General features: G+C 70.4%; 18 protein-coding genes and 1 riboswitch. Of the genes, 10 read left to right on the top strand and 8 right to left on the bottom strand.

Annotated elements, in window-relative coordinates; translation table 11 throughout:
• Positions 1-59 precede the first annotated feature (59 nt).
• The 4 genes from JQN83_RS11000 to JQN83_RS10985 all read left to right on the top strand — a co-directional run bounded on the left by JQN83_RS11000 (position 60) and on the right by JQN83_RS10985 (position 3,635).
• The gene (locus tag JQN83_RS11000) at positions 60-1,046 is read left to right on the top strand and encodes a permease (protein WP_208567151.1); all 987 of its coding nucleotides are present in this window, start codon (positions 60-62) and stop codon (positions 1,044-1,046) included.
• Positions 1,043-1,765, top strand: coding sequence for a TIGR03943 family putative permease subunit (locus JQN83_RS10995; RefSeq protein ID WP_208566997.1), 723 nt, complete (start codon positions 1,043-1,045; stop codon positions 1,763-1,765). The genes JQN83_RS11000 and JQN83_RS10995 overlap by 4 nt, the downstream gene beginning before the upstream one ends.
• Before the next feature lie 95 nt (positions 1,766-1,860).
• Positions 1,861-3,135 carry a YibE/F family protein gene (locus tag JQN83_RS10990; RefSeq protein ID WP_307799170.1) on the top strand — a complete coding sequence of 425 codons (1,275 nt, stop codon included), beginning with the start codon at positions 1,861-1,863 and terminating at the stop codon, positions 3,133-3,135.
• A 209-nt stretch (positions 3,136-3,344) separates the two neighbouring features.
• Positions 3,345-3,635 (top strand): ArsR/SmtB family transcription factor, encoded by a 291-nt coding sequence (locus tag JQN83_RS10985; RefSeq protein WP_208566995.1) that lies wholly within the window; start codon positions 3,345-3,347, stop codon positions 3,633-3,635.
• Between the two features lie 172 nt (positions 3,636-3,807).
• Here JQN83_RS10985 and JQN83_RS10980 read toward each other — a convergent pair whose 3' ends face one another.
• From JQN83_RS10980 to JQN83_RS10965, 4 genes are all read right to left on the bottom strand, one after another.
• Positions 3,808-5,040: a GTP-binding protein gene (locus tag JQN83_RS10980; RefSeq protein WP_208566994.1), complete on the bottom strand. Its 1,233-nt coding sequence runs from the start codon at positions 5,038-5,040 to the stop codon at positions 3,808-3,810.
• Positions 5,037-5,216 carry a 50S ribosomal protein L32 gene (rpmF, locus tag JQN83_RS10975; protein WP_208566993.1) on the bottom strand — a complete coding sequence of 60 codons (180 nt, stop codon included), beginning with the start codon at positions 5,214-5,216 and terminating at the stop codon, positions 5,037-5,039. Before rpmF ends, JQN83_RS10980 begins: the two co-directional genes overlap by 4 nt.
• 145 nt (positions 5,217-5,361) lie before the next feature.
• Positions 5,362-6,381, bottom strand: a complete 1,020-nt coding sequence (locus JQN83_RS10970) for a hypothetical protein (protein WP_208566992.1) — start codon at positions 6,379-6,381, stop codon at positions 5,362-5,364.
• Between the two features lie 120 nt (positions 6,382-6,501).
• Positions 6,502-8,142, bottom strand: coding sequence for an FAD-dependent oxidoreductase (locus tag JQN83_RS10965; protein WP_208566991.1), 1,641 nt, complete (start codon positions 8,140-8,142; stop codon positions 6,502-6,504).
• A 76-nt stretch (positions 8,143-8,218) separates the two neighbouring features.
• Between JQN83_RS10965 and JQN83_RS10960 the strand changes: the two genes are divergently transcribed.
• Complete coding sequence (locus JQN83_RS10960) at positions 8,219-8,776, top strand: helix-turn-helix domain-containing protein (RefSeq protein WP_208566990.1); 558 nt, start codon at positions 8,219-8,221, stop codon at positions 8,774-8,776.
• Between the two features lie 1,054 nt (positions 8,777-9,830).
• On the opposite strand, the gene tsaD is transcribed toward JQN83_RS10960, so the two are convergent.
• The 4 genes from tsaD to JQN83_RS10940 form a co-directional block, all read right to left on the bottom strand.
• Positions 9,831-10,871, bottom strand: coding sequence for a tRNA (adenosine(37)-N6)-threonylcarbamoyltransferase complex transferase subunit TsaD (gene tsaD / locus JQN83_RS10955; RefSeq protein WP_208566989.1), 1,041 nt, complete (start codon positions 10,869-10,871; stop codon positions 9,831-9,833).
• Between the two features lie 3 nt (positions 10,872-10,874).
• A complete protein-coding gene (gene def, locus JQN83_RS10950) occupies positions 10,875-11,423 on the bottom strand; it encodes a peptide deformylase (RefSeq protein ID WP_208566988.1) in 549 nt (182 codons plus the stop codon).
• A gap of 101 nt (positions 11,424-11,524) precedes the next feature.
• Complete coding sequence (locus JQN83_RS10945) at positions 11,525-12,067, bottom strand: CGNR zinc finger domain-containing protein (protein ID WP_307799169.1); 543 nt, start codon at positions 12,065-12,067, stop codon at positions 11,525-11,527.
• Between the two features lie 77 nt (positions 12,068-12,144).
• A complete protein-coding gene (locus JQN83_RS10940) occupies positions 12,145-12,603 on the bottom strand; it encodes a Fur family transcriptional regulator (RefSeq protein ID WP_208566987.1) in 459 nt (152 codons plus the stop codon).
• 85 nt (positions 12,604-12,688) lie between these two features.
• Here JQN83_RS10940 and JQN83_RS10935 point away from each other — a divergent pair, with 85 nt between their 5' ends.
• The 5 genes from JQN83_RS10935 (at position 12,689) to JQN83_RS10915 (ending at position 17,425) form a co-directional block, all read left to right on the top strand.
• The gene (locus JQN83_RS10935; protein ID WP_208566986.1) at positions 12,689-13,303 is read left to right on the top strand and encodes a superoxide dismutase; all 615 of its coding nucleotides are present in this window, start codon (positions 12,689-12,691) and stop codon (positions 13,301-13,303) included.
• Positions 13,304-13,308: 5 nt separating this feature from the next.
• Positions 13,309-13,569 carry a hypothetical protein gene (locus tag JQN83_RS10930; protein WP_091285980.1) on the top strand — a complete coding sequence of 87 codons (261 nt, stop codon included), beginning with the start codon at positions 13,309-13,311 and terminating at the stop codon, positions 13,567-13,569.
• A 227-nt stretch (positions 13,570-13,796) separates the two neighbouring features.
• A complete protein-coding gene (alaS, locus tag JQN83_RS10925; RefSeq protein WP_208566985.1) occupies positions 13,797-16,442 on the top strand; it encodes an alanine--tRNA ligase in 2,646 nt (881 codons plus the stop codon).
• Positions 16,439-16,693, top strand: coding sequence for a superoxide dismutase (locus tag JQN83_RS10920; protein ID WP_208566984.1), 255 nt, complete (start codon positions 16,439-16,441; stop codon positions 16,691-16,693). The genes alaS and JQN83_RS10920 overlap by 4 nt, the downstream gene beginning before the upstream one ends.
• 60 nt (positions 16,694-16,753) lie before the next feature.
• Complete coding sequence (locus JQN83_RS10915) at positions 16,754-17,425, top strand: cupin domain-containing protein (RefSeq protein ID WP_208566983.1); 672 nt, start codon at positions 16,754-16,756, stop codon at positions 17,423-17,425.
• Between the two features lie 405 nt (positions 17,426-17,830).
• A riboswitch (cobalamin riboswitch) is annotated at positions 17,831-18,041 on the top strand.
• Positions 18,042-18,089 lie beyond the last annotated feature (48 nt).

Raw genomic sequence — 18,089 nt, 5'->3', positions numbered from 1 at the left:
TGATCCGCCTGAGTACGACCGATCCCGCCGCACCCGCGCGGCCCGAACCGCAGGCACCGGTGGTCCCGGAAACCGGACCGACGGCGGCCGTCCGCGAACGGTGGGCCGGTTCCACCGAGGTGCTGTGCTTCCTGCTCATCCTCGTCGGTGTGCTGCACCGGCCGATCGAGACGCTGGTCACCGACCCGCGTCTGCAGACCTGGCTGACCGTCTTCGTGTCGGTGATGGTGCAGGCGGTGCCGTTCCTCGTCTTCGGCGTGGTGCTCTCCGCGGTCATCGCGGTGTTCGTGCCCCGCTCGTTCTGGGCGCGGGCCCTGCCCCGTCACCCCGCGCTCGCGGTGCCGGTGGCCGGCATGGCCGGAGTGGTGCTGCCCGGCTGCGAGTGCGGGTCCGTGCCGATCGCCGGGTCGCTGATCCGCCGCGGTGTCACCCCCGCCGCGGCGCTGGCGTTCCTGCTCGCCGCGCCGGCGATCAACCCGATCGTGCTCACCGCCACCGCCGTCGCATTCCCGCGCAACCCGGAGATGGTCGCCGCCCGCGGCGGCGCCAGCCTCCTGGTCGCCCTGCTGATGGGCTGGTTGTGGCTGCGGCTGGGCCGCACCGACTGGATCCGCCTGCCGCACCGCCCGCACCTCGACGGGCTACCCCGGATGGCGGCGTTCTGGACAGCCTGCCGACACGACGTCATCCACGCGGGCGGGTTCCTCGCCATCGGGGCCATGGCCGCGGCGACGATCAACGTGGTCGTACCGCAGCAGTTCCTGCACGACCTCGCGGCCCGGCCGGTGCTGTCGATCCTCGCCCTCGCCGCCCTGGCGGTGCTGCTGTCCATCTGCTCCGAGGCCGACGCCTTCGTCGCCGCCTCGCTGTCCCAGTTCTCCCTGACCGCCCGACTGGCCTTCCTCGTGGTCGGCCCGATGGTCGACCTCAAACTGGTGTCCATGCAGGCCGGCATGTTCGGTCGGCGCTTCGCCGTCCGGTTCGCCCCGGCCACCTTCGCCCTCGCCGTGCTCGTCGCGGCCGGATGCGGGACGGTGATCTGGTGAGTCGCGGTACCCAGGCGGTGGTGCTGGTCTTCCTCGGCAGCGCGATCCTACGCGCCAGCCTCACCGACCTCTACCTGCGCTACGTCAAACAGGGACTGCGCCCGTTCCTCGTCGCCGCCGGCCTGCTGCTCGTCATCACCGCGCTGGTGGCGCTCGCGCAGGAACTACGCCACCTCAACCGGCCCGAGGACCAACCGGACGACGACGGGCACGGCCACGGCGGTTCCGGTCCCGCGGTCGGCTGGTTACTGCTGCTGCCGGCGCTCGCCCTACTCTTCGTCGTACCGCCGGCGCTCGGCGCCGACACCGCGGCCCGCGCCGGCTCCGCCCTCACCGACGACCGGGACGCCGCCTTCCCACCCCTGCCACCCGGCGACCCGGCCGAGCTGCCCCTCCTCGAGTACGGCTACCGCGCCGTCTACGACCACGGCCGCACGTTGCAGGACCGACGTATCCAGCTGACCGGCTTCCTCGTCCCCGGCCCGGACGGCGAACCGCTGCTCGCCCGCATCATGCTGTCCTGCTGCGCCGCCGACGGCATCCCCGTCAAGGTCGGCCTGCGCGGCGACGTGCCCGAAGGCCCGGCGAACACCTGGGTACGCTCCACCGGCAGGTGGATCCCGCACACCGCCAAGGACCCCGTCAACGACGCCGACCTCCCCTACTTCCAGGTGGAGGCATGGGAGAAGATCCCCGCACCCGCCGAGCCGTACGAGTAGGACGCCGGGTCGGCCCGCCGGACTCCGGCGGGGTTCCCCTGAGGACTCACCGTCGCCCGCGACCGGTGGGTCTCCCGATCCGTCAAGGAGTGTCCGTGTCCCACGCCCACGCCCACGCCGACCGAGCGGCATCCCCGGTACGGCACCGGCTGACCGTGCTGTTCCTGATCCCCTCGGTACTGCTGACCGCCCTGGGCATGCTGCTGCTCTGGCCGCACCAGCCGGTGCCGGTGGAGGCCACCGACGAGTCACCCCGGGTCCTCGGACAGGTCCGGGCGTTCGCCCACCGGCCCTGCACGCAGGCAACGGGTGAAAGCGATGAAGCCGCAGGGCCGACCACGGGGTGCGGATCGGTCAGCGTCACCCTCACCAGCGGTCGGGAGGCCGGGACCACCGTCAGCACCGACATTCCGACCGGTCCCGGCGCACCCCGACTGCACCTCGGAGACAAGGTCACCCTTCTCCTGCTCGACGATCCCACCGGCGACGGCAAGAGCTACGTCGTCGTCGACTTCCAGCGCTCCCGACAGCTGTGGCTGCTCGGCGCCGCCTTCGCCCTCGCCGTCATCGCGTTCGCCCGTTGGCGCGGTGTCACCGCGTTGGCCGGCCTCGCCGTGACCTTCGCCGTCCTGCTGCTGTTCATCATCCCCGCCATCCTCGACGGCCGGTCACCGGTGCTGGTCGCCGTCGTCGGCTCCGCCGCCATCATGCTCACCGTGCTCTACCTGACCCACGGCTTCGCCACGACCACCTCCGTGGCCGTCGCCGGAACCCTGGTCAGCCTTACCATCACCGCCGTGTTGTCCGCGGTGGCCACCACCGGTACCCACCTGTCCGGCATCGCCGACGAGACGGCCGGTTACCTGTCCATCGCCCACCAGGACGTCGACATGCGGGGTCTACTGCTAGCCGGCATCGTCATCGGCTCTCTCGGTGTCCTCGACGACATCACCGTCACCCAGTCGGCCACCGTCACCGAACTGGCCACAGCCAACCCGTCCTACCGCTTCCGGGAGTTGTACCGGGCGGGCACCCGCATCGGCCGAGCCCACATCGCCTCGGTCATCAACACCATCGTGCTGGCCTACGCCGGCACCTCACTGCCGCTGATGCTGCTCTTCGCCGCCGGCAACACCCCCGTCGGCGAGCTGCTCACCGGGGAACTGGTCGCCCAGGAGCTCGTGCGCAGCGCCGTGGGCACCATCGGCCTGATCACCGCGGTGCCCATCACCACCGCCCTGGCGGCCTTTCTCGCCAGCCGGGCCAGCACCGTTGCGGCCGACGCCTCACCGCAGCCGTCGGAACCACTGCCGCAACCGTCCCGCGAGGACGCCTGGGCCGCCTTCGCCGAGCGTGACCACAGCTGGTGAGCGGCCAGTCAGACCGACCGGAGCGTTCCGCCGTGTCAATTCGCCCCACTGATCCGGCATTCGCGGTTGAACAGATGCTGATATCGGCATCTGACAGCTAGACGCCGCTATTGCACATGACTACCGTTGCGCTCACTTCGAGGAGTTCAAGGAGCGGTCGTGCACCTGTCCCATCGCACGCTCGGCACCGGCCCGGCGACCGGGATGTCGTGACACCTGGCACCGGCCCCGGCAGCATCGAGGAGGTCAGTGACCTCCTGCGCACGATCGCCCACCCGACACGCCTTCGGATCCTGCGGCACCTCATCGAAGGCGACGCCTGCGTCACGGAGCTGAGCACCACGCTGGACGTTCCCATGCCCTACGTGTCGCACCAGTTGAGGCTGCTCCGCAACGCCCACCTCGTGCGCCGCTACCGTGGCAGCGGCCGGATGTACTACGGACTCACCGGCATACCGGCCGTCGCTCTCGTGCTGGAGGTCCTGAGGTTCTGCCCCTGACGACGGCGAGGCGGGCAGCTTCACCCGGGCCGTTGCTGCGGATCGCCGACTGCACCGAGCTGGCCAACTCCGGCTCGGCGCTGAAGACGCTGCCGACGTATCGGCGGCGGCACCCTGGCCTTGGCGTACCAGGCCTCCGGGCAGGTGACGCAAGCGGGCATCCTCGACCTGATCAGAGTCGTACCGTCCCGGCGTGGTCGTGTTCGTGCAGGTCGCCAAGGTCCCACTCGGGGAAGGGATCGGGCAGGAGCCGCCACCCGGACTCCCCGAGGGCGATCTCCATGTCGGTGAGCAGGCAGCCGCTCAGGGCCACCCGCAGCCCGTCGCCGTCGAGCCCGACGCCGATGAGGACCAGTTCCTGCTGGCGGTCCCCGAAGACCGGGTGCCAGCGGAACTCCACCTCCGCCCGCTCGGCGGGATCCTCCGGCCACTCCCCCGACACCGCCACCGGCACGCCGGCCGGGTCGCACCGCCCCGACGGGCCCGCCTGCGACCACAGGGCCACCACGTCCGGGCGGCTCGCCAGCCAGAGGAACCCCTTCGACCTCACCACGCCGAAGACGTCCAGCCCACCTGCCAGCAGATCCCACAGGCGCTGCGGATGCAACGGCCGGTGGTCGCGGAACACGATGCTGGAGATGCCGTACTCCTCGGTCTCCGGCACGTGCTCCCCGTTGAGTTCGGCGACCCAACCGGGCGTGGTCTCCGCGCGTTCCAGGTCGAACCGCCCGGTGTGCAGGATCTCCGCCGCGTCGACCCGCCCGTGGACCGCCCGGACCTGCCGGGCCGCCGGGTTGAGCCGGGTCAGCAGCGCCTCGACCACCGTCAGGTGCTCGGCCGCCACCAGATCGGTCTTGTTGACCACCAGCACGTCGGCGAACTCGATCTGGTCGACGAGCAGGTCGGCGATGCTCCGGTCGTCCCCCTCGAACGCGGCCAGGCCGCGCGCCTCGAGCGTCTCGCCCGCCTCGATCCGGGCGAGCAGCCCGGCCGCGTCGACCACGGTGACCGTGGTGTCCAGCCGGGCCAGGTCGTCCAGGACCTGCCCGTCCTCCACCCCGAAGGCGAACGTGGCGGCAACCGGCATCGGCTCGGAGATCCCGCTGGACTCGATCAGCAGATAGTCGAACCGGCCCAGGCGCGCCAGCCGGGCAACCTCGTCGAGCAGGTCGTCGCGCAGGGTGCAGCAGATGCAGCCGTTGGTCAGCTCGACCAGCCGCTCCTCGGTCCGCGACATCGTGCCACCGTCGCGGACCAGCGCGGCGTCGATGTTGACCTCGCTCATGTCGTTGACGATCACCGCCACCCGCAGCCCGTCCCGGTTGGCCAGGACATGGTTGAGCAGGGTGGTCTTGCCCGCGCCGAGGAAACCCGACAGCACCGTCACCGGCAGCCGGTCGGTCACTGCTGCTCCACCGCCTGACGACCCTTGTACAGGCCGCAGTGCGCGCACGCCCGGTGCGGCACCACCATCTCCCTGCGCGGGCAGGGACACGGGGTCAGTGCGGGCACGGTCGCCTTCCACTGCGCCCGCCGGTGCCGGGTGTTCGACCGCGACATCTTCCGCTTCGGAACGGCCATGAGATCTCCTTCTTCTACCGGTCGCATCGCATTCTAACGGTATCGGTTTTCGTTTTCGAGAGCGCGGCCGGGTTCGACGCGGAGCGGATCTGGACGGTCGTCGACGGGCGGGGACCGTGGCCTACGGAGGTTGGCCGCGCCGCCGTCAATGCCGCACCGGAGCGTCGCCGACGGCGTGGTCCACCACACCCGCGAGTCGCACCGTGCGGTCGGCGAGGGCCGCGTCGGCGGCGTCGTGGCTGGCACGATGACCGACATCAGTTACCCGGGCGCGAAGCCGGGCCACGTGGTGCGGCACGGCGACCGGACCATCCTGTTCACCGACGGCACCGGCGAGGTGCACAGCTTCGACCCGAAGAGGCTCGCCGACGGCAAGCCGGAGGGCCGCCGGTACAGGACCGCACAGCCGCACCACGGCGTGGCCGTGGAACTCGCCGACGGCACCATGGTGGTGACCCTCGGCACCGAGGAGTCCCGCCCCAGAGCCATCGCACTGGACAAGGACGGCAAGGAGATCGCCCGCAGCGAGGAATGCCCCGGCGTCCACGGTGAGGCAGTCGCGCAGGGTGAGATCGTGGGGCTCGGCTGCACGGACGGCGTGCTGCTGTTCACGAACGGCACCTTCGTCAAGGTCAAGAGCGCCGGCGTGTACGGCGCCGTCGCCACCCAGGTCGGCAGCGAGAAGTCCCCGGTCCTGCTCGGCGACTACAAGGTCGAGCCGGACGCGGAGCGCGAGTTCCCCGAGCAGTTCGCGCTCGTCGACACGGCGGCCCGGAGGCTCCAGGTCGTGCCGACGCCCAAGGGCGTCAGCTACAGCTTCCGTTCGCTGGCGCGCGGCCCACAGGGCGAGGGCCTGATCCTCGGCACCGACGGCAAGCTGCACGTGGTAGACCCCACCTCCGGCAAGCTGACCAACTCGTGGCCGGTGGTCGGCGCGTGGAAGGAGCCGATGCAGTGGCAGGAGCCACGCCCGGCCCTGTTCGTCCGCGGCGACGACGCCTACGTCACCGAACCCGCCACCAGGAAGGTGCACCGGCTCGACCTCACCACCGGCAAGATCGTCGGGTCGGTGACGCTCGACGCGGTCCCCGAACGAGATCAGCGGCACGCTCCCGGCGCACTGAACGCCCCGGTCAGCGGCGGTGGGGGCGAACCTCGTCTCCACCGCTGGCGTCGTGGCCGGCTCCGGCTCCGGTGCGAACCGTCGCTGGCAGAACACGAGCGGGTCGGCCCGCCGCAGCGCCCCCGCCCTGCGGGTGCCGGCCCCGCTTCGCCGCAATTCCCGTCACTCCTCGCGATGGCCGGGTCGCCCTGTTTCCTGCTTCAGTCGGACGGCGCGCAGCACGACGTCGCTGACGTGGTGCGTACTGATCGCTCCCGGGGGTCGCGGGCGGGTCTCGTTCACGTCGACGCGCCAATCACCCGAAGCGGTAATGGCGGCGGCGATCTCGTCGATGCCGACGTAGGCCTGCGGGTCGTACATGCGGGTCTGCTCGCCGGGGTCCGACGGCTGCCGCAGCGGGGTCAGGTCGTGGCCGACGACGAGCAGCGTCCCACCGACGGCCACGGAGTCGAGCAGGTTACGCAGTCCGCGCTGCTCGGGGGTGCGTTGGAACGAGCCGTACTGCAGGGAGACGAGGTCGTAGGTCCCGTCGGCGAAGGCGTCGGGGTCGTTGGCGTCGCGGTGCAGCGCACGTACGTCGAGCCCGCGACGGGCCGCTTCGGCCCGGACGCGGCCAAGTGCCCTGCCGGAGACGTCGGAGGCGGTCACCTGCCAGCCCCGTTCGGCCAGCCAGAGCGCGTCGGCTCCCTCGCCTGCGCCGACGTCGAGCGCCCGACCGGGAGGCAGGTCCGCCGCCTCCGCGATGAGGGTGCCGTTCGGGTTGGCGCTCCACACGCGTTCCTGGTCCCCGTAGCGATTGTCCCACTCGATCGCGACACCGGAGGGGCGGACACCCGCCGCGGTGTCCTCGGCGGCGAGGCTGAAAGCGATCTGGGCGCCGATCCAACCACCGTTCGCCGCCGACTGCAGGACCTGGGCGCTCGGGTCGGTCAGGTTCCCGGCGGCGAAGACGCCCTCCACGCTGGTGCGCCCGGTGGGGTCGACCGCGACGAGGTGACCGAGTCCGCTGGGGTGGGCGGTGGTGTCGATGCCGAGCCCGGCGAGCATCTCGACCCGGGGACGAAAGCGTCCCCCGGTGAGGATCGCGTCGGCCGGCAGGCGACGGCCGTCGGCGAGTTCGACGGCGAGTGATCCGTCCGGGTCGGCGTCGGCCACCCGGCGCACCGCGCTCTCGACCACCGGGACCCCGGAGGCGACGAGGGTCTGCACCGCAGCCGGGTCGATCCCCGTCGCGTCGTGCAGCACCACGGTCAACTGGTCGGTCAGGTGCCGCATCAGTGGGGTCGGATGCAGTCCCATCGGCGTCGTGACGATCTGCACGACCCGCAGGTCGCGGACCTCCCAGCCATGGCAGAACGGACAGCTGAACACCTGAGCGCCCCACCGCTCGGTGAGGCCCTCGATGTCGGGCAGCTCGTCGACGATGCCGGTCGCGGCCAGTAGCCGGCGTGCGACGAGGACGTGGCCGCCCGAGAGCGCGAGGTGGAACCCGTCGTCCTCTTTCCGCACCGTCAGCACACGGCCGGTGAGGACGTTGCCACCGAAGCTGCGGACCTCCTCCCGCCCGATGGCCCGCATCGCCTCGGGCGGGGTGCCCTCACGTCCGAGGTAGCCGTGCATGTGCGCCGCCGGCGCGTTCCGCGGCGTGCCGTCGTCGACGACGATGACCGAGCGTCGCTGACGGGCGAGCTGTAGCGCGGCCGCCAACCCGGCCGCCGATCCGCCGATGACGGCGACGTCGCAGGTCCGGACGATGCTCTGGCGCGGTGTGTGTTCGGAGGTCCGGTGGGCATGCTCTGTCATGAGTCCAGCGTAGGAACACCTGGCAGGATGTGACAGACGCCTTGCGGAATCCGCAAGGCGCCCCGATGCTGGGGAGATGAACGACCGCAGTGAGGTGGAGCGGCTGGCGCGCACGCGGTTGCGGAGCATCCGCACCACGCTCGGTTACTCCCTGGACGAAGTCGCCCAGCGCAGCAACCTCAGCCCGTCGACGATCAGCCGGGTCGAAACCGGCAAAAGGACGCTCAGCCTCGATGTGCTGGTGCCCCTGGCCGGCGCGCTACAGGTCAGCCTCGACGTCCTCTTCGAGGCGACCAGCGACGAGGACGTGGTGATCCGTCCCGTTCAACACCGTTCGGGTTCACGCACGACGTGGCCGCTGAGCCGCGCCGATGGGCGCACCATGGCGATGAAGGTCCGGTTGGAGCCCGAGGCGGCGATGCCGGCCCAGCGGGTCCATCCGGGGTACGACTGGTTCCTGGTACTCGAGGGCAGGGTGCTGCTGTGGCTCGGTGAGCGGCAGATCGAGGTCGAGAAGGGCGAGGCAGCCGAGTTCTCGACGATGACACCACACTCGATGACAGCCCTCGACGAACCCGCCGAGCTGATCATGATCTTTGACCGCGAGGGGCAACGCGCGCATCTGCACCAGTGAGCGTGGACCGGACAACCTGCCACCTCCTCACCTCCCGGGCCAGGCGTTGAGCACGTTCCAACTCGGTACGCCAACCGTGGCGTGACGGGCGGGGCTTGCCCGGGCGAACAGTGCCCAAATCGGGCGCAGTCGAGCCACCCGGCCACGGGGCCGGCAACTCCCGATCGACGCGATCGCCAAGAGTTTGCCCACCGTTCGTCAGGGGTCGCGTGGTGTGCGAGCTGGTGCACGACCACCGGGCTGACGACGCGCGGCCCGCCGGTTCATCCGGAGCTGCTCGGTGATCGGTCGCTCCGCTCCACACTGCAGCAGCCTCCACATGGACGGTCGGACGACGCACCGGCGCTGCGACTGCTGGCTGCGGCGTGGCACGTCGCGGAGCCGCAGATAGCGGCCATCATCTCGGCGATGCCCTGAGCCGCACCCTGTTCGAGCAGTCCTGCGCGGGAGTGTGTCGAATTCACGCAGTCCCCCCGGGGCGGGGACCGGCCACACGGTGATCGGCACCGGGCACCACGTCCCCGACGGGGATCGGCGCGCGGCGTGAATCTCTGTCGGCCATAGGCGCAATGACCCCCGGACCGGCGGACGTACTGACGACACTCAGTGCGCCACTGACAGACCGATCGAACCCACCCCCGGCCTGACATAACCTGTCTACCCGGCCAGCCCAGGGTGCCGAGCGCAGCCAGAAGGGCGAGAAGGAGCAGGTAGTCCTAGGACGGATCCACGTCAGCTCCCACCATTCCGCGGCATGGCCGGAATGCCCACTGGGAAGATACGGTGGCCCGCACGATCTCATGCCGATGAGCGTGCACGCGATCTTGGGTGTCTGGACCCGTCTTTGAGGGCTCGGTGCCACCTGCGACATGGCGGCGACGCTGACCGACGGCCCGAGTCAGTCCCTTGCAGAATCGTGGTGCGGCGGCGGGGTGAACGGACCACCAGACATCCGCCCGGCTCGCTCAGCGACCTGCCGAGCGTCGGCATCGACGTGGCACTGCCGGTGGATTATGCCCAGAGCGACGCGGACAGGCCCGAGCGGTGAGGGCGGTCAGACCGAATGGTCTTTGAGGAGAGCGCCGCGTAGGACCGCGGACGGGTCTGCGCTGAGATCGAGTCGGTCCGGCGCGACGTTCGCGCGGACGAGTAGGTCGCCGACGGCGGCGATCATGGCGCCGTTGTCGGTGCAGAGTCGTGGTGAGGGTACGCGCAGCCGCACTCCGGCGTTGGCGGCACGTTGTTCGGCGAGATGCCGCACCCGGCTGTTGGCGGCGACGCCACCGACAAGCAGCAGCGTGTCCGCGTGGTGGTCACGGCAGGCGGCCATGGCTTTCTGCGTGAGGGTGTCCGCGACGGCCTCCTGGAAGGAGGCGGCGACGTCGGCCACGGGTACGGGCTGGTCCCCGTGCTTCTCGATCCAGCGGGCGACGGCGGTCTTGAGGCCGGAGAAGGAGAATTGGTAGGGCGGGTCGTGAGGGCTGGTCATGGGGCGCGGGAAGGTGATGGCGTCAGGGTTGCCGTCCTGGGCGATGCGGTCGATGGCGGGTCCGCCGGGGTAGGGCAGGCCGAGGAGGCGGGCGACTTTGTCGAAGGCTTCGCCGGCGGCGTCGTCGGCGGTGTCACCAAGGTGGATGACGGGGTCGCGGGCGAGGTCGCCGAGCAGGAGGAGTGAGGTGTGTCCGCCGGAGACGATGAGTGCGACGCAGCGATCGGGTAGGGGGCCGTGTTCGAGGGTGTCGACGGCGGCGTGGCCGGCGAGGTGGTGGACGCCGTAGAGGGGGACGCCGAGGGCGAGTGCGTATGCCTTGCCGGCGGCGAGGCCTACCTGCACGGCGGTGGCGAGGCCGGGTCCGGCGGTGGCGGCGACGGCGTCGATGTCGCCGAAGCCGATTCCGGCGCGGTCGAGGGCGTGGCGGACCATAGGGGTGACGGCGTGCAGGTGGGCGCGGGCGGCGATCTCGGGGACGACGCCACCGAAGCGGGCGTGTTCGTCCATGCTGGTGGCGAGGGCGTCGCCGAGCAGGACGCCGTCGGCGACGATGCCGACGCCGGTCTCGTCGCAGGAGGTTTCGATGCCAAGGACGACCGGCATCGGTCAGGCGTCCTGCGCCGTGCCGGCGCCGACGCCGGGGTGTTCGGCGCTGGCGGCGAGGATCTGTTTGCGGAGTTTGGTGGGGAGACGATCGACGTAGGCGAGGCCGTCGAGGTGGTCGACCTCGTGTTGGAAGCAGCGGGCGAGGGTGCCGGTGCCGTCCAGCCGGATCTCCTTGCCGTAAATGTCGAAGCCGGTGACGGTGGCGGTGGCGCAGCGGGCCAGGTCGGCGTGCTGGCCGGGCACGGACAGGCAGCCCTCGGAGTCGGTCACCAACTCGCGGTGCTCGGGTAGGTGCAGAACCGGGTTGATGACGGTGGCGACGGTGTGGGTACCGGTGGCGTCGGGACAGTCGACGACGAAGATCCGCGCGTCGACGCCGATCTGGTTGGCGGCCAGGCCGACGCCGTGGGCGGCGTACATGCTGGCGAACATGTCGGCGACGAGCTGGACGAGCGCGTCATCGAAGTCGGTCACCTCGGCGCAGCGGCGGTGCAGCACGGGGGTGCCGTAACGGGTGATCGGGCGCGGAGCGCCGGTCGAGGTCTGCACAATCACTAATCATAGGCAGTTGCCATAACTTTGCAGTAAGGGTCTCCTGCTGCTTGATACTGCGGACTGCGTACGGGCGCGTCAGTCTGGTCGGGCGGCGGTCAGGGGTGGGTGGCGCGGCGTCTGGCGCGGTGGGCTCGGACGTGGTTGCGGGTGGCGCACCGATCGGAGCAGAACCGGCGGCATCGGTTGCTGCTGTCATCGAGGAACGCGTTGTGGCATCGGGGTTCCGCGCAGACGCCGAGTCGATCGATACCCCGTTGACACAGCCATACGGCGAGTCCCCATACGGCAGCAGCAAGGTACTCAACTGAAGGAGTGCCGGGTGCGGCGACGTGGATATGCCAGTCGCCCGCGTAGGTGCCGGAAATCATCGGCCTAACCCGATACCGGGTCAGCAGTCCGTTGAGACGGTCGACTGCCTCCCGCCCGTGTCCCGCCGTCACGGTCTGGAACACCTCGCGCAGGCGATGTCCGGCCACCTGCAATGTGCGCAGGTCGGCTTCCGTGGCAAAGTCGCGCAGCCACGGCTGGTCCGCCAGCAGCACCCACACGTCCGTAGGGTCTTCGAGCCGCGCGTTGGCCAGTGCCGTCGCGCGGAGGGCCAGCGAGTAGCTGCCGGTCAGCCCGCTGCGGTTGCCCACCCCGGTGCCGTGAGCGCGCGGCGGACGCCCGGGTGTGACCGAAGCCGGGGCAAAATGTGCACCGGCGGGTGCGGTCCTTAGCGGGCTGTCGTCCGGCACCGCACACACCGCCCGTAGACGACCACACCGTTGGGATGGCCCGACTGATCCGTGTCGATCCCGACCGCGCGGGCGGCGGCGATGCTCGCTGCGACCGCCTCGGCCGGTAGCTGCCGCATGTCGCCGCAGGTGCCGCAGACGGCGTGGTGATGGGCGTCGTCGGCGAGCCCGAAGGTCGTCGTCCTGCCGACCGGCACGGTGTGGGCGATGCCCAGCTCGACCAGTTGCCGCAGCACCCGGTGCACCGTCGACAGTTCCACGACCACACCACGGGCGAGCAGCGCGTGATGCAGCTCGCTCACGCTGAGGTGCCCGCGGCCGCCCACGGCGTGGGCGAGTTGGTCGAGTACTCCACGGCGGGCTGCGGTGTTGCGCAGGCCAGCGCGGCGTAGTCGCTGCACCGCGGCGTTCACCCGCTCGGTCTCCGACGTGGTCAACCGCCGCTCCTCCCCGCACGATCCCCGGTTCTATTGCAAAATAGTGGCAAGAGCATCAACTTGGCAGCAACCCCGAGGAGTTCTGATGGCGGTTTACACCCTGCCCGATCTGCCCTACGACTACGGCGCCCTGGAGCCGGCCATGTCGGGGCAGATCTTGGAGCTGCATCACGACAAGCACCACGCCACCTATGTCAAGGGCGCCAACGACGGCCTGGAGCAGCTCGCCGAGGCCCGGGCGAAGGGGGACTTCTCCACGCTTGTCGGTTTGGAGAAGACGTTCGCGTTCAACCTGTCCGGGCACGTGCTGCATACGATCTTCTGGGGCAACCTCTCCCCGGACGGCGGTGACCGTCCCGACGGCGAGCTGGCCGCCGCGATCGAGGAGCACTTCGGCACGTTCGACGCGTTCGCCGGGCAGCTGTCCGCCGCCACCAAGGGTGTGCAGGGCTCCGGATGGGGCGTGCTGGCCTGGGAACCGCTCGGACAGCGGCTGATCGTTGAGCAGGTCTACGACCACCACGGCAACGTCGGCCAGGGCTCCATTCCGCTGCTGGTCTTCGACGCCTGGGAGCACGCGTACTACCTGCAGTACAAGAACGTCCGGCCGGACTACGTCGACCGGCTGTGGAACCTGGTCAACTGGTCGGACGTGATCGCCCGCTTCGACGCCGCCCGCGCCGCCACGCCAAAGATCTGATCGGCGTGACCAGCCCCACCCCGGCAGCGGCCGAGCTGGTCCAACGCGCCGCTGGGGTCATCGCGGCCAAGCATCGCGGTGACCTCGGCGGCGCCGAGGAGCTACTCGCCGCGTTCGGTTCCGAGCAGGCCAAGAGCCTCGGCTTCTACCTTCTGGCGGACCTGAGCCTCGGGCTGCTCCGCGCGCAGAGCGGCCAGTCCATGGATGATCTCGTGCGGGAACTGTCTCTGCTCGTCGCCGTCACCGCCACCCCGCCCGACAGCTGACGGCGGTGGTCATCCGGTCGGTGCCGCCAGCGCCACCAGACGTGCCGGCGGCACCGACCGGAAGCCCGAGCTCGCGCGGCCGCCTACCCGCCTCACCACCAGCGGCTCGCTGGCCGCGCCGCACCACGGGCAATCGAGCGGGACGGTCGACCGTGGGGGCGTCCCGAACCACCTCACCCTCCTGCCAATACAATGCAGTTGCAAAGTTGATGCAATAAGGGGGCGTTGTGCAGACGGCGGAGATCAAGCGGCGCTTCCTGGCCCACTTCGAGGCCAACGGACACACGGTGGTGCCCTCGGCACCGTTGCCCGCGATCTCGGATCCGAACCTGCTGTTCATCAACGCCGGAATGGTGCAGTTCGTCCCCTACTTTCTCGGCCAGCGGGCCGCGCCCTACCGGACGGCCACATCGGTGCAGAAGTGCATCCGCACCCCGGACATCGACGAGGTCGGCAAAACCAGCCGGCACGGCACGTTCTTCCAGATGAACGGCAACTTCTCCTTCGGCGACTACTTCAAGGCCGGGGCGATCCCCCTCGCCTGGGAGCTGTCGACCACCCCGGTGGAACAGGGTGGTTTCGGGTTGGACCCGGAACGGATCTGGGCGACGGTCTACCTCGACGACGACGAGGCGTACGACCTGTGGCGCAAGACCGGCGTGCCGGTCGAGCGCATCGTGCGGCGGGGCAAGGCGGACAACTTCTGGTCGATGGGCATCCCTGGCCCGGCGGGACCCTGTTCCGAGCTGTACTACGACCGCGGCCCCGCCTACGGCGCCGAGGGCGGCCCGGAAGCCGACGAGGACCGCTACCTGGAGTTCTGGAACCTCGTGTTCATGCAGTACGAGATCGCCGACGTGGCGTCGAAGACCGACTTCCGGATCGTCGGCGACCTGCCGAACAAGAACATCGACACCGGAATGGGCCTGGAACGGATCGCCTCGATCCTGCAAGGGGTGGACAACCTCTACGAGATCGACGAGGTACGTCCCATCCTGGCCAGGGCCGCCGACCTGACCGGCAAGCAGTACGGCGTGCACTCCGGGCAGGCGGCCAGCCAGTCCCACCCCGACGACGTCCGCCTACGGGTCATCGCCGACCACGTCCGTACCTCGCTCATGCTCATCGGCGACGGGGTCACCCCGTCCAACGAAGGCCGGGGCTACGTGCTGCGGCGGATCATGCGTCGTGCGATCCGCGCCATGCGGCTGCTCGGCTGGCAGGGCAAGGCCCTGCCCGAGCTGCTTCCCGTCGCCCGCGACTGCATGTCCCCGTCGTACCCGGAACTCGCCGCCGACTTCGACCGCATCTCCTCGGCCGCCTACGCCGAGGAGGACACCTTCCTCGGCACGCTGCGCGCCGGCACCACCATCCTCGACACCGCCATCGCCGAAACCAAGAAAGTCGGACGTTCGTCGCTGCCCGGCGACAAGGCGTTCCAACTGCACGACACGTACGGCTTCCCGATCGACCTCACCCTGGAGATCGCCAACGAGCAGGGCCTGACCGTGGACGCCGACGGGTTCCGGGCCCTGATGACCGAGCAGCGCGCCCGCGCGAAGGCCGACGCCAAGGCCCGCAAGACCGGTCACGCCGACCTGTCGGCCTACCGGACGGTGCTGGACGCGCACGGACCCACGCACTGGTTGGCCTACGAAACGCTCGACACCGAATCCAGGGTCGTCGCGATCTGGTCCGGCGGCGCGACGGTCGACACCGCCGAGGCCGGCGACATCGTCACCGTCGCCCTGGACCGCACCCCGTTCTACGCCGAGAGCGGCGGACAGGACTCCGACGCCGGCCTGCTCACCGGCCCGAACCTGCGCGCCGAGATCATCGACGTGCAGCGACCGGTCAAAGGCCTGATCGCGCACACCGTCCGGATCCTCGACGGCAGCCTCGCCGTCGGTGACGCGGTGCACGCCGCGGTCGACCCCGAATGGCGCATCGGGGCCCGGCAGGCCCACTCGGGTACGCACGTCGTGCATGCCGCGCTGCGCCAGGTCCTCGGGCCGAACGCGCTGCAGTCGGGCTCGTACAACCGGCCCGGCTACCTGCGCCTGGACTTCGCCTGGCGCGGCGGCCTGACCGACACCACCCGCAGTGAGATCGAGGAGGTCGCCAATCTGGCGATCCGCCGTGACCTGCCCGTCGAGGTCCGCCACCTGCCGCTGGCACAGGCCCGCGCCGAGGGCGCCCTGGCCCTGTTCGGCGAAACCTACGACGACACCGTCCGGGTCGTCGAGATCGGTGGCGAGTGGTCCCGCGAGCTGTGCGGCGGCACCCACGTCGCGCACTCCGCGCAGATCGGCTCCCTCGCGCTCACCGGCGAATCATCGGTCGGTGCCGGCCAGCGTCGCATCGAAGCGGTCACCGGAATCGAGGCGTTCCGGTACCTGGCCCGCGAACGCGACCTCGTCACCCAACTCGCCGCCCAACTCAAGGCCCGCCCCGAGGAACTCCCCACCAGGATCACCACCCTGCTGGCGCGACTCAAGCAGACCGAACGCGAGGCCGACGACCTGCGCGGCCGGCTCATCGACCTGGACGCCGACACGTACGCCGCCAACGCCGTCGACCTCGACGGCGTCGCCTACGCCGGTATCACCGCCACCGGCGACGCCCGCCGTCTCGCCGAGAAGGTCCGCGATCGCCTCGGCCGTCGCCCCGGCGTCGTCGGCGTCGTCGCCGGGGCGAGCATCGTCGTCGCCGTCACCCCCGCCGGCGTGCAACGCGGCCTGGCCGCCAACGACCTGATCAAGAGTCTCCTGGCCGGAAAGGGCGGGGGCAACGCCGCGTCCGCCCAAGGCAAAGCCGACGCAGATCCGGCGGAGCTGCTCGACCGGCTGCGGGACCTCACCCGCGCCGCATGACACCCGACGCCGCTGATCTGTTGGCCGGGATGCAACGTGCCGTGGGGATCATCGCTGCCCGCCACCGCGGCGACCTCGCCGGCGTCCAGGCGCTCACCGAAGCGTTCACCGACGACGCCGAACGCGCCCACGCCTTCCTCCTGCTCACCGAACTCGCCCTCGCCATCACCAGCGACCACACCGGCAGGGAACTGCCCGTCATCGTCCGGGAGATCTCCCTGCGCATCGCCGCCCTCGCCGCCGCCGACTGACCGCCCCCACCTGAAGGTCCCGCCGCCACCGGCCGAGCACCCGCCTACCGAAAGGAACTCATGAGCGCCGGCACTGTCGTTCGTTCCCCCGATGGCAGCAACATCGTGCTCGGCGAGGTCGGGCAGCGGGTCCTGCTCGCCAACTCCCGGGTACGGGTCTGGGAGGTGGCCCTCGCCCCCGGCGACCACCAGCCCTGGCACCTGCACCACAACCCGTACCTCGTGCTCTGCCTCGACACCTCAGCCTGCCGCATGGACTGGCTCGACGGCAGCCCACCCCGGCACCTCAACGAAGAGGTGGGCGCAGCCATCTACCGGCCCGTCTCCCCGGTACACATGCTCACCAACCAGGGCCACAGCCTGTACCGCAACCGCCTCGTCGAACTACTCGACCTCGGCGAGGAAAGCTCGGGAGAAGCACTCGAAGCCCCGATCGACACGAGCGACGGTTGGCCCGAGAACGCACCCGCGCGGGCAGCCCTGACCGCGGTCCTGGACACCGACGACGTACGCATCCAGCGCCTCAGGACCCAACCCGAGGACGAACACATCGTGCGCGCGGGACCGGTACCCCTGCTCATCGTCGACCTGGCTGGCGGCACGGATGAACGGCCCGCAGTGCGCTACCTCCATCCAGGCGACACGCACCTGATCCGCAACCCGACCCGCACGCCGATCGACACACAGGTCGTGGATCTGCGGTACCTGCTCGCCACGCTGACCGGCCGGTAGCGATAGTCGCGTCACGACCTGCCGTCAACCTGGGTCATCCGTCGTACCGAGCGCCGCACCAGGCTTTTCCCTGGTTGGTCTTCCGCGTACGAGGTGTCGCCGACCGGTTTGTGCGCCCAGCTCAGTGGGGGCACGGGCGGTCCGCACGGACCAGCACCGGCACCCACTCAGGGCAATGGTCGGGGAAAGCTACGGCAGCGACGCGCACGCAAGGTGCGACGCCCGCGCCGGTGGTGAAAAGGCTGGCGGCTCGGCGACCATCGCGCTGGTGTCCGGTCCGGGTCCGCGCAGCGGAGGACCCGCAGGTCGCACAGACGGCCGAGACCGCTGGCCAACCCGTGGCCGAGTAGCGCGAATCGTGTCCCGAACCTCGGACGCCGGCCGCGGCAGGTGGCAGTGGGGCGTAGGATCGCGGGCGGTGCTGGTTCGCCTCCCCCGTGCGCGGGTGGGGCGTCGTAAGAGGGAACCCGGTGGAAGACCGGGACTGCCCCGCAGCGGTGAGTGGGAACGACCGCCGTCAACGAAGCACTGGACCGCAGGGTCTGGGAAGCGACGGCCAGTAGGTCTGAGTACGACGCCCACGAGTCCGAAGACCTGCCAGCGCTGCGCGTGCCGCCGGTGCGCGCCGTCGGCGGCCTCTCGGGAGGGCCAGGGCGGAATGCCG

The organism is Micromonospora antibiotica, from assembly GCF_017599305.1.
GTDB lineage: Bacteria > Actinomycetota > Actinomycetes > Mycobacteriales > Micromonosporaceae > Micromonospora > Micromonospora antibiotica.
The sequence above is the reverse complement of the archived record's forward strand: the minus strand, read 5'-3'. Positions and strand labels throughout refer to the sequence as shown.

Coding starts and splice junctions, on each gene's coding strand:
- JQN83_RS10935 (WP_208566986.1), top strand. CDS start 12,689: ATGGCGGTTTACACCCTGCCCGATCTGCCCTACGACTACGGCGCCCTG.
- JQN83_RS10965 (WP_208566991.1), bottom strand. CDS start 8,142: ATGACAGAGCATGCCCACCGGACCTCCGAACACACACCGCGCCAGAGC.
- tsaD (WP_208566989.1), bottom strand. CDS start 10,871: ATGCCGGTCGTCCTTGGCATCGAAACCTCCTGCGACGAGACCGGCGTC.
- JQN83_RS10920 (WP_208566984.1), top strand. CDS start 16,439: ATGACACCCGACGCCGCTGATCTGTTGGCCGGGATGCAACGTGCCGTG.
- rpmF (WP_208566993.1), bottom strand. CDS start 5,216: ATGGCCGTTCCGAAGCGGAAGATGTCGCGGTCGAACACCCGGCACCGG.
- JQN83_RS10960 (WP_208566990.1), top strand. CDS start 8,219: ATGAACGACCGCAGTGAGGTGGAGCGGCTGGCGCGCACGCGGTTGCGG.
- JQN83_RS10915 (WP_208566983.1), top strand. CDS start 16,754: ATGAGCGCCGGCACTGTCGTTCGTTCCCCCGATGGCAGCAACATCGTG.